The organism is Sphingopyxis sp. (assembly GCF_050725655.1).
Taxonomy (GTDB): domain Bacteria; phylum Pseudomonadota; class Alphaproteobacteria; order Sphingomonadales; family Sphingomonadaceae; genus Sphingopyxis.
Window position 1 is genome coordinate 1 of the sequence record NZ_JBOHHT010000099.1, and the last position, 10,508, is coordinate 10,508.

The 10,508-nt window shown below is 64.9% G+C and carries 10 protein-coding genes; 5 read left to right on the top strand and 5 right to left on the bottom strand.

Going from position 1 to position 10,508, the window contains the following annotated elements; translation table 11 throughout:
- Positions 1-133: 133 nt before the first annotated feature.
- The 3 genes from secA to ACREBX_RS15195 all read right to left on the bottom strand — a co-directional run bounded on the left by secA (position 134) and on the right by ACREBX_RS15195 (position 3,866).
- Positions 134-2,869, bottom strand: coding sequence for a preprotein translocase subunit SecA (gene secA / locus ACREBX_RS15185; RefSeq protein ID WP_431562584.1), 2,736 nt, complete (start codon positions 2,867-2,869; stop codon positions 134-136).
- A 110-nt stretch (positions 2,870-2,979) separates the two neighbouring features.
- Positions 2,980-3,246: a hypothetical protein gene (locus tag ACREBX_RS15190; RefSeq protein ID WP_431562585.1), complete on the bottom strand. Its 267-nt coding sequence runs from the start codon at positions 3,244-3,246 to the stop codon at positions 2,980-2,982.
- A 77-nt stretch (positions 3,247-3,323) separates the two neighbouring features.
- Positions 3,324-3,866 carry a hypothetical protein gene (locus ACREBX_RS15195; protein WP_431562586.1) on the bottom strand — a complete coding sequence of 181 codons (543 nt, stop codon included), beginning with the start codon at positions 3,864-3,866 and terminating at the stop codon, positions 3,324-3,326.
- 110 nt (positions 3,867-3,976) lie between these two features.
- Here ACREBX_RS15195 and ACREBX_RS15200 point away from each other — a divergent pair, with 110 nt between their 5' ends.
- The gene (locus tag ACREBX_RS15200) at positions 3,977-4,783 is read left to right on the top strand and encodes an SDR family oxidoreductase (RefSeq protein ID WP_431562587.1); all 807 of its coding nucleotides are present in this window, start codon (positions 3,977-3,979) and stop codon (positions 4,781-4,783) included.
- A 1-nt stretch (position 4,784) separates the two neighbouring features.
- Here the strand turns inward: ACREBX_RS15200 and ACREBX_RS15205 are convergent, their stop codons facing one another.
- Entirely contained in the window at positions 4,785-5,495 is a 711-nt protein-coding gene (locus tag ACREBX_RS15205; RefSeq protein ID WP_431562588.1) for a head GIN domain-containing protein, read from the bottom strand.
- Positions 5,496-5,538: 43 nt separating this feature from the next.
- Positions 5,539-6,306: a head GIN domain-containing protein gene (locus tag ACREBX_RS15210; RefSeq protein ID WP_431562589.1), complete on the bottom strand. Its 768-nt coding sequence runs from the start codon at positions 6,304-6,306 to the stop codon at positions 5,539-5,541.
- Positions 6,307-6,434: 128 nt separating this feature from the next.
- On the opposite strand from ACREBX_RS15210, the gene ACREBX_RS15215 reads away from it, so the two are divergent.
- From ACREBX_RS15215 to ACREBX_RS15230, 4 genes are all read left to right on the top strand, one after another.
- Positions 6,435-6,911, top strand: coding sequence for a GreA/GreB family elongation factor (locus ACREBX_RS15215; protein ID WP_431562590.1), 477 nt, complete (start codon positions 6,435-6,437; stop codon positions 6,909-6,911).
- Positions 6,908-7,087, top strand: coding sequence for a hypothetical protein (locus ACREBX_RS15220; RefSeq protein ID WP_431562591.1), 180 nt, complete (start codon positions 6,908-6,910; stop codon positions 7,085-7,087). Before ACREBX_RS15215 ends, ACREBX_RS15220 begins: the two co-directional genes overlap by 4 nt.
- A 209-nt stretch (positions 7,088-7,296) precedes the next feature.
- Complete coding sequence (locus tag ACREBX_RS15225) at positions 7,297-8,475, top strand: NAD(P)/FAD-dependent oxidoreductase (protein WP_431562592.1); 1,179 nt, start codon at positions 7,297-7,299, stop codon at positions 8,473-8,475.
- 67 nt (positions 8,476-8,542) lie between these two features.
- Positions 8,543-10,396, top strand: coding sequence for a DEAD/DEAH box helicase (locus tag ACREBX_RS15230; RefSeq protein ID WP_431562593.1), 1,854 nt, complete (start codon positions 8,543-8,545; stop codon positions 10,394-10,396).
- Positions 10,397-10,508 lie beyond the last annotated feature (112 nt).

Below are 10,508 nucleotides of genomic sequence, written 5' to 3' on the forward strand. Positions count from 1 at the left end.
CTCCCCTTCAGGGGAGGGGTTGGGGTGGGGTCCATCGGGCTTGTGCAAGGCCGATGGACCCCACCCGCTGCGACTAGGGAACAAGTTTCCCGAGTCTCGCTGCCCTCCCCTGAAGGAGAGGGCTTGATCCGGATCAGATCGCGCCGTGGCAGTGCTTGTACTTGCGGCCCGAACCGCAGGGGCACGGTGCGTTGCGGCTGATGTCGAGCGCCGCGTAGGGATTCTCGCCTTCGGGCAGATCGGGACGCGGGATCTGCATCGGCGGCAGCGTGTTCGCGATCACGCGCAGATCGCCGCCGTCGACATCGGCGCTATTGTCCTCGCCCGTGAACGGATCGATGTGCGTCGTCAGGAAATCGGGCAGGTCGGGCAGCGGCAGCGCCTCGGGCTCTTCGAAGCGCAGGTCGATCCGCGCGACGGTGCGCGTCACATCCTCGCGAATGTTCTGCAACATGCGTTCGAACAGCGCGAAGGCTTCCTGCTTATATTCGTTGATCGGCTGCTTTTGCGCATAGGCGCGCAGGAACACGACCTGGCGCAGCGCGTCGAGCGTCGAAAGATGCTCTTTCCAGTGGTGGTCGAGCGTCTGGAGCAGCACCGATTTCTCGATGCCCTTCCACGTTTCCTGATCGACGAGCGCAGCCTTTTCGGCGGCGACGGCGTCGGCCTGCGCCTGGATGCGTTCCTCGAACATTTCGGCGTCGACCGTGTCTTCCTGCATCCACGCATCGATCGGCGGCGCGAGGTCGAGGATGTTTTCGACGCGCTCCTTCATCTGCTCGACGTTCCACTGTTCGGGATAGCTGCCCGGGGGGCACGCGTCGGCGATGATCGAATTGACCGTTTCGGCGCGCATCGCCGTCATCACCTCGTCGACGGTCTCGCTGTCGATGATCTCGCCGCGCTGTTCGTAGATGACCTTGCGCTGATCGTTCATGACGTTGTCATATTCGACGACCTGCTTGCGGATGTCATAGTTGCGCGCCTCGACCTTCTTCTGCGCGGTCTCGATCGCCTTCGACAGCCATTTCGACCCGATCGCCTCGCCGTCCTCCAGATTCTTGTTCATCATCTTGGAGAACAAGGTGTCGGGGCCGAAGATGCGCAGCAGGTCATCGTCGAGGCAGAGGTAGAATTTCGACAGGCCCGGGTCGCCTTGACGGCCCGAACGGCCGCGCAGCTGGTTGTCGATGCGGCGGCTTTCGTGGCGCTCGGTGGCGAGCACGAACAGCCCGCCGGACACTAGCACCGCCTCGCGCTCGGCGGCGACCTCGGCGTGGATGCGCGCGATGCCGGCTTCGCGCTCGGGGCCGTCGGGCAGGTCCTTCAGCTCGTCGTCGATGCGGAATTCTTCGTTGCCGCCGAGTTTGATGTCGGTGCCGCGGCCCGCCATGTTCGTCGCGATCGTGACCGCGCCGGTGCGGCCCGCCTGCGCGACGATATGCGCTTCGCTTTCGTGGAAACGCGCGTTGAGCACGCTGTGCGGCACCCCGTCCTTTTCGAGGAAGGACGACAGCAGCTCGGACTTTTCGATCGACACGGTGCCGACGAGCACCGGCTGGCCGCGCTCGTTCGCCTCGCGGATCGTCTTGGCGATCGCGCCGAACTTGTCGGTGATATTCTTGTAGAATTCATCCTCGTCGTCGATGCGTGTGATCGGACGGTTGGTCGGGATGTTGACGACATTCATCTTGTAGATGTCGAAGAATTCGGCCGCTTCGGTCGCGGCGGTGCCCGTCATGCCCGAAAGCTTGGGATACATGCGGAAATAATTCTGGAAGGTGATCGATGCGAGCGTCTGGTTCTCGGGCTCGATCTGAACGCCTTCCTTCGCCTCGACCGCCTGGTGCAACCCGTCCGACCAGCGGCGTCCGTCCATCATGCGGCCGGTGAATTCGTCGATGATGACGACCTTGCCGTCCTTGACGATATAGTCGGTGTCGATGCGGAACATCTGGATCGCCTTCAACGCCTGATTGACGTGATGGACGACCTGCGTGTTCTCGATGTCATAGAGATTATTGCCCTGGAGCAACCCGGCGTCCTCGAGCAGCCGCTCGACATGCTCGGTGCCGTCTTCGGTCAGGTTGATCGACTTGGACTTTTCGTCCTTCTCATAATCATCCTCGGTCAGATTGAGGACGACCTCGTTGACGCGGACATACATCTCGGACTTGTCGTCGGTCGGGCCCGATATGATCAGCGGGGTGCGTGCTTCGTCGATCAGGATCGAATCGACCTCGTCGACGATGCCGAAATTGAAGGTGCGGTGGACCATCTGCTGGCGGTCGAACTTCATATTATCGCGGAGGTAATCAAAGCCGAGCTCGTTGTTCGTCGCATAGGTGATGTCGCTGTTATACGCGTCGCGGCGCTGCATCTCGTTGAGGTTCGGGACGATGATCCCGGTCGTCAGGCCCAGGAAGCCATAGACGGTGCCCATCCATTCGGCGTCGCGCGTCGCGAGATAGTCGTTGACGGTGACGACATGCACGCCCTTGCCTTCGAGTGCATTAAGGTAACAGGGCAAAGTCGCCATCAGCGTCTTGCCCTCGCCCGTCGCCATTTCGGCGATCTCGCCGCGGTGGAGGACGACGCCGCCGACCATCTGCACGTCGAAATGGCGCATGCCGAGCGTGCGGACCGCCGCCTCGCGCACCGTCGCAAAGGCTTCTGGCAGGATGTCGTCGAGCGTGTCGCCGGCCGCAAGCCGCTCGCGGAATTTCTGCGTCTGCGCCTGTAATCCGGCGTCGTCGAGCGCCTGCATCGCGGGCTCGAAGGCGTTGATCTTGTCGACGATCTTGTGGATCGACGTGACATAACGGTCGTTGGACGAGCCGAACAGGCTCTTGGCAAGGCCAGCAAACATGGAATTTTCCTTGGTATTTGAATGAATGGGCGGCGTTTTGGCCGCACGAAAATATATGAAAAAAGCCCCGTCGCGGGGCGGCGCCTCAAGAAAGGCGCGGAAACGTGGCTCTATTCGAGCGCGCGGTCACTGCCGGTGAGAATACCGGGAAGGTGCGGCGCGGCGGCCTTGCGCGGCTTTCCGCTACCGCTCGAAACACGCCGTGTCGGCGTAGTCGTGACCGGACGACGTTCGGTATCGCTCGCTTCGGCCTTGCCCGCCGTTTCGGCAAACATGACCAACGACCCCATCGCCGCCGGAACGGCAGGCGCGGCAACGGCCCGGTCGGCGGTAGCCAGACCGGTCAACAATGCCAAAAGGGTCAGCAACAGCCGCAAGAATCGCCCCTAACTACATCCGGAGCCCAGATTATTGCGCCCCGTTCCCTGAACATAGGGTGAAAGCGGTGGTTCGTCTAGGGGGCTGGCGTCGCGACGGGATCGGCCAGGCCGGGGTTCAACCCGCGTACTTCGATCAGGAAACTCTTCGGTTTCTTGAATAATTTGCTCTTTCGATCGACCTTAAGCCCGACAGTCTCGGCCAGCTCCATCACGAAATGGACGCAGTTTCGCTTGTTCAGGCTGTAACTCGGCTGCTCGCGGTCGCGCCATTCGGCGACCTTCGCTATCAGCCGCGCATAGGTCGCGTCGTCGACCGCCACGTCGAACTGGCGGTCACTCTTGGCGATATAGTCGGGTTTGGACGATTCCACTTTGCCCTTCACCGATCCCATAAGAATCGCAGGGCTGACCGAGACTGCGGTGAAACCATAGTTGGCATCGACAACCTCGCCCGTCGCATCGAGCTTGCCCTTCATCACAATGAAGGCGTGCGGGAAGCGATCGCCGAAATCATGGCTGTAGAAACTCACGACCACCTCGGCGCGCGCCGGGACCGTGAAGCCCGCGCACAGCATCAGCAATGACAGGAAGAAAAAGCGAAGGCCGCGGGTCATCATCGGCGCCCTCTTAGCGAGCCGCGCTTCGCCTTGCCAAGCCGCGATTGCCGCTTGACGGAAACGTCAACTTCGCATCTTGTCGCGCTGACATTAATGTAAGGAGGGACGCTGTGGCACGGAAGGCGATTTTCATCACCGGGGGCGGATCGGGCATCGGCCGTGCCGTCGCGCGCCATTTCGCCGGGCACGGCTGGTTCGTCGGCATCGCCGACGTCAACAGCGCCGGGATCGATGAAACCGCCGCGCTGCTTCCCGAAGGGGCGTCGTCGCGTCACGTGATGGATGTCCGCGATCGCGACCAGTGGAAAGCCGCGCTCGACGCTTTTGCCGCGCAGAGCGGCGGCCGCCTCGATGTCCTCTTCAACAACGCCGGCATCGGCACGGGCGGGCAGTTCGCCGATATGCCGCCGGCCGAGGCCGACCGGTTGATCGCGATCAATTTCGGCGGTGTCGTCAATGGCATCTATAGCGCGCTGCCGCTGCTCCGCGCGACGCCGGGGTCGACGATCCTCAACACCGGGTCGGCGTCGGGATTCTATGGGGTCGCGGGCCTTGCCATCTATTCGGCGACCAAGTTCGCGGTACGCGGCCTGACCGAGGCGCTCGAAATCGAATTCGCCAAACATGGCATCAAGGTGCGTTCGTTGATGCCGGGCTTCATCGATACGCCCCTGCTCGACCAGGTCAGCGCCGACAGCAACGAACCCGCGCGCACGCGCCTGTCCGACAGCGGCTTCGAAATCGTCCCCGTCGAACGCGTTGCGGAGGCCGCGTGGGAAGCGGTGCATGGAACGAGCGTCCACACGACAGTCGGCAAGATGGCGAAGCGCCTGTCGCGCCTCGCACGCTGGTTCCCGGGGCTGATCGTCCGCCAGTCGAAGAAGATCGACGGGCTGGGCGCCGCGTCAACGCACTAAGCTATTTCCCCGGCCCGCACGTCACCGAGCCGCTGCCGACATTGCGCACCGTGCACACCGGTTTACCCAGTACCACCGTCTTGCCGATCCCGCGCGCGGTGACCGCGGCGCTTTTGACCGCGCGCAGGATATGGTCGCCCGCGCCCTCGCTGTCGCTGATCAGTTCGTCGACCGACAGCGCGCCCGCGTCGACCGCGCCCGCCCCCGACAGCGTCATCTGCGCGTTCTTTGCCGCGCCGCCGAGGGTCATCGTACCGTTTCCGATCATCGCGACCTGCAACCGGTCCGTATTGATCTGGCCGACGATCAGCCGTCCGGGTCCGCGCAGGCCGACCATCGCGCGCTGCCCTTTCAGCTTGTCGATCTGCAGCGACCCCGCTCCCGAAAGCGTCGCCGCGCGCAGATTGGCGGCGTTGATGCGAACCGTCACAGGACCGCGCGGCCCGCGACGCTTTTCGTCGCCCGCGAACTGGCGCTCGCTAATCACCAGCTTGCCGTCGCGCGTTTCGACGCTCAGCCGGTCGAGCGCATCCTGCGGCCCGGTCGCCACGGCGCTGACCGGCGCCCGTGTCACGACCTCGACCGTCACATCGGCACTGACGTCGATCGTCTCGAAGCTGGTGAGGCCATAACGCTTTTCGGCGCCCCACGCGGGGCCGGCGGCGAGCAGTGCGGCGGCCGCGATCGCGGCGCATCTGGTGGCAAGCGTCATGGTGCCGCCTTACCCGGTTCGGGCAGGCGGCACCAGCACGGCATCATTTGCAGGTCGCGGTGCCCGAACCCATCTGGCGCGTCGAACAACTTGCCCCGCCGCTGAGCGTCACGTCACCCGACCCCAGGATGCGGATGTCGGCCTTGCCGGTCGCCTGCGCGTCGACATTGCCCGATCCGGTCACCGACACCTCCAGCGTCGTCGCGACCAGCCCTTCGGCGTCGATGTCGCCCGATCCGGTGATGCTGAGCTCGCCCGACCCGATCATGCCGCCGCCGATCTCGATGTCGCCCGATCCCGACACGGTGATATCGGCGCGCTTGCCGGTCAGCTTGGCGACCTTCAGGTCGCCCGATCCGGTGACCACCGCCTCGACCGCGTCGCCGTCGACATTGTCGGCGTCGATCGTTCCCGACCCGGTCAGGCGCACCTTGTTCAGCCGCGGCAGGGTGATCGCGATATCGACATTATCCTCGTCGCTGCTCGAAAGGCTGAAACCCTCGCGCTTGCGGCCGATCGACAGATCGGGTCCGTCAAGCTTGATCTCGAGCCGGTCGAGCGCTTCCTTGCGTCCGCGCGCGGTGATCGAAAAACTGTCGCCCTGACGAATGGTGACATCGTCGGGACCCGCGACCTCGACAGCGGTGAAGCCGGTGAGGTCATAGCTTTGGGTCGTAATCGGCCCGACGCTGGCTGGCGCACCCGATTCGCGCTTGGCCTGCCGATCGCCGTCCTTGTGATCGGCGCCGTTGCACGCCGTTACTGTCAGCCCCAAAGCCAGCGGCAAAATCGCCATCGTCCAGTTACGCATCGCAAATCTCCTCTGTGTATTGCTTGCATAACACACGATTGCCGGACCTGTCCAGCAGCGCCTGCCATCTTGTCGCCACCTTCGGCGTCCAGAGGGACGATTCTCCCCCGAAACCGAAAAGCCAGACCATGAGCGTAGCCTTTCGCCGCGAGAGCGACGACGAGCATAAGGAACCCGAATTCGAGCTGCCCATCGCGGTCGGCCCGAATCTCGTGACTCCGCGCGGGCTGCGCCTGCTCGGCGAAGAGGTCGCGCGCCTCGAAGACGAAATTGCCGAAACTGCCGACGACGAAGCGCGCAAGAAATTGCAGCGCCGCCTCCGCTATTTCCACACCCGTCAATCGACCGCCGACGTGCAGGCCCCGCCCGCTGACGGCAGCGTCGGCATCGGCAGCCGCGTGACGTACCAGCTGAACAAGGCCGAAAAGACGATCACCATCGTCGGCGGCGACGAGGCCGACCCGGCACGCGGCCACATCGCCTTTTCCGCCCCGCTCGCCCGCGCGCTGATGGGCGCCGAGGCCGACGAAAGCGTCGAATATCAGGACTGTGAGGATGCGATTGCGATCCTTGCCGTCGAAGCCGATCCGGAGACGCAGGCATGAAAGACAAGTTCGAACGCCACAAACAGCCGTGGACTCCGGCCGAAATCGACAAGCTCCACACGCTCGCCAAGAAGGGCATGCCGCTGAAGTCGATCGCGAAAGCGCTGACACGCAGCGAGGAATCGGTGAAGATTCGCGCCAAGGCCGACAGCCTGCCAATCGCAAAGCTGCACTGAGCCACCATGAATTTCACGCACAAACCAACCCTCCCCCTTGATGGGGGAGGCAGCGAGACTTGCCAGCTTGCTGGCCTATTCGCAGCGGAGGGGGTGCGCTCCCGGCCCGAAGCGCCACTGCGCGACGGCACCATCACCCCCATCCAACTCCGCCTAGTCGCTTCGCGCCAAGGCTGCGTATCCTTCCCCCATCAAGGGGGAAGGAAGGCATGATCGCCACTGAATATGATGCCATCGTGCTGGGTGCCGGCGCGGCCGGACTGATGTGCGCCGTGGTCGCGGGGCAGCGGGGGCGGCGCGTGCTGCTGCTCGATCATGCCGACGCAGTGGGCAAGAAAATCCTGATCTCCGGCGGCGGCCGCTGCAACTTCACCAATGTGAACACCGCGCCCGACCGCTTTATCTCGGCGAACCCGCATTTCGCCAAATCGGCACTCGCACGCTACACCCCCGCCGATTTCATCGCGCTCGTCGAGCGCCATGGCATCGCCTATCATGAAAAGACGCTCGGCCAGCTTTTCTGCGACGGATCGGCGAAACAGATCGTCGCGATGCTGCTCGAAGAGGCCGCCAAAGCCGGGGTCGACGTTCTTACCGGCCAGCCGGTGAGCGACGTGACCCATGCCGACGGCAAGTTCGGCGTCCGGTTCGGCGACCAAAATTTCACCGCCCCGGCGCTCGTCATCGCCACGGGCGGTCCGTCGATCCCCCAGATGGGCGCGACCGGATTCGCTTATGACCTCGCGCGCCAGTTCGGATTGAAGGTCGTCGAACCGCGCCCCGCGCTCGTTCCGCTGACATTGGGCGGCGACGATGTCCTGTTCCGCGAGCTGTCGGGAATCGCCGCGCCCGTCGAGGCGCGCGCGGGCAAGGCCGCCTTCCGCGAGGCGGCCTTGTTCACGCACCGCGGGCTGTCTGGTCCCGCGATCCTCCAGGCCAGCAGCTATTGGCGCCACGGCGAACCCGTGACGATCGACCTCCTCCCCGATGCCCCGCAAGGCTGGCTGCTCGACGCCAAACGCACCCGCCCCCGCATCACCCTGCGCACCGCCTTGGGCGCGCTGCTCCCCGACCGACTCGCCGAAACGCTCGCCGAACGCCTCGCGCTTCCGGGCGAACTCGGCGCCCAGCCCGACCGCAAGCTCGCCGACGCCGAGGCGCGGCTTTCGGGCTGGAATTTCCGTCCGAACGGCACCGAAGGCTTCGCCAAAGCCGAGGTCACGATCGGCGGAATCTCGACTGCAAACCTATCCTCACAAACAATGATGGCCAAAACCGTCCCGAACCTCTATGCGGTCGGCGAAGCCGTAGATGTCACAGGGTGGTTAGGCGGCTATAATTTTCAATGGGCCTGGGCCAGCGGACACGCTGCCGGACAGGTGATTTAAGCCCATTGAGCCCCTTTTCCGTCGGCCCGTCACCGCACCGGTGACCGCCCATATTATTGAGATAAAAATGCCTTTCGAAAATCTTTCCCCCGTCCTTTCGGACGCCCTTGTCGCGCGCGGCTATGAAGCGCTCACCCCCGTCCAGACGCAGGTCAGCGAGGACCAGGCCAAGGGCCGCGATCTGCTCGTCTCGGCGCAGACCGGCTCGGGCAAGACCGTCGCTTTCGGCCTCGCAATGGGTGACGAGCTGCTCGAAGACGGCCGTATGCCCTTCGCGACCTCGCCGCTTGCACTGATCATCGCGCCGACCCGCGAACTCGCTTTGCAGGTCAGCCGCGAATTGAGCTGGCTTTACGCCAAGGCGGGCGCGCGCATCGCAACCTGCGTCGGCGGCATGGACGCCAGCAAGGAACGCCGTGCGCTCGGCCAGGGCGTGCAAATCGTCGTCGGCACCCCGGGGCGCCTCCGCGATCACCTCGAACGCGGCGCGCTCGACCTCACCGCGCTTCGCGTCGCCGTGCTCGACGAAGCCGACGAAATGCTCGACATGGGCTTTCGAGACGACCTGGAAGAAATCCTCGACGGCACCCCCGCGACTCGCCGCACATTGCTCTTCTCCGCCACGATCCCGAACCCGATCGTTCAGCTCGCCAAGCGGTATCAGAAGGATGCGCTGCGTATTTCGACCGTTGGCCAGGACCGCGGCCATGGCGACATTGCCTATCAAGCCGTCACCGTCGCCCCCGCCGACATCGAAGGCGCGGTCGTCAACCTGCTCCGTTTGCATGACGCCGAAACCGCGATGCTGTTCTGCGCCACGCGCGACAACGTCCGCCGCCTCCACGCCAGCCTGGTCGAACGCGGTTTCGCCGCCGTCGCTTTGTCGGGCGAGCATAGCCAGAATGAGCGCAACGCGGCGCTCCAGGCGTTGCGCGATCGCCGCGCCAAGGTCTGCGTCGCGACTGACGTCGCTGCGCGCGGCATCGACTTGCCGACGCTCAGCCTCGTCATCCACGTCGAAATCCCGCGCGACGCCGAAGCGCTCCAGCACCGTTCGGGCCGCACCGGCCGCGCGGGCAAAAAGGGCACCGCGGTCATCATCGTCCCCTATCCGCGCCGCCGCCGCGTCGACGGCATGCTCCGCGGGGCACGGATCAACGCCGAATGGATGGACGCGCCGACCGCCGCCGACGTCCGCAAGCGCGACCAGGAGCGGTTGATGGAGAAATTGCTCACCCCCATCGAGCATGAGCCCGAGGATCTCGAGCTCGCGCAGCGCCTGATGGCCGAGCGCACCCCCGAGGACATCGCCGCGTCGCTCGTCCAGGCGCACCGCGCGCTGATGCCGCCGCCCGAAGACCTCATCGATAACAGCGCCCGCGGCCGCGACAGCGCCGGCCGCCCCGAACGCGGCGAGCGTTTCGAACGCCAGCATGACGATCGGGGCGGGCGCGGCGCCGGTGGCGATCAGCGCGAAGGCTTCGAGGACAGCGTCTGGTTCCGCCTGAACATCGGCCGTCACCAGAATGCCGATCCGCGCTGGATCCTGCCTTTGCTGTGCCGCCGCGGCCATGTGAGCAAGAACGAGATCGGCGCGATCCGCATCGGTCCCAAGGAAACGATGTTCAACATCCCGCGCGCGATCGCCGATCGCTTTGCCGAAGCAGTGGTGCGCAGCGCCAACGAGGATGGCGAGGACGACAGCGGCGTGTCGATCACCCCCGCACCCGACGGCCCGACCTACCCCCCGCGCCGCGACAAGGGCTCGGGCGACCGCGCACCGCGCAGCACGCTCGGCCGTGCGCCCGGCGGCGACCGTGCGGGTCCGCGCGGCCCGCGCCCCGGCGGTCCCGGCGGCAACAGCGAACGCTACAAGCCCAAGCCGTTCGGCCAACGCAGCCCGCGCCGTCCGAGCAAATAAAATCACGCCCTCCCCTTCAGGGGAGGGCAGCGAGACTTGCCAGCTTGCTGGCTTAGTCGCAGCGGGTGGGGGCCATCGGCCTTGCGCCATATCGACGCCCCCACCCCAACCC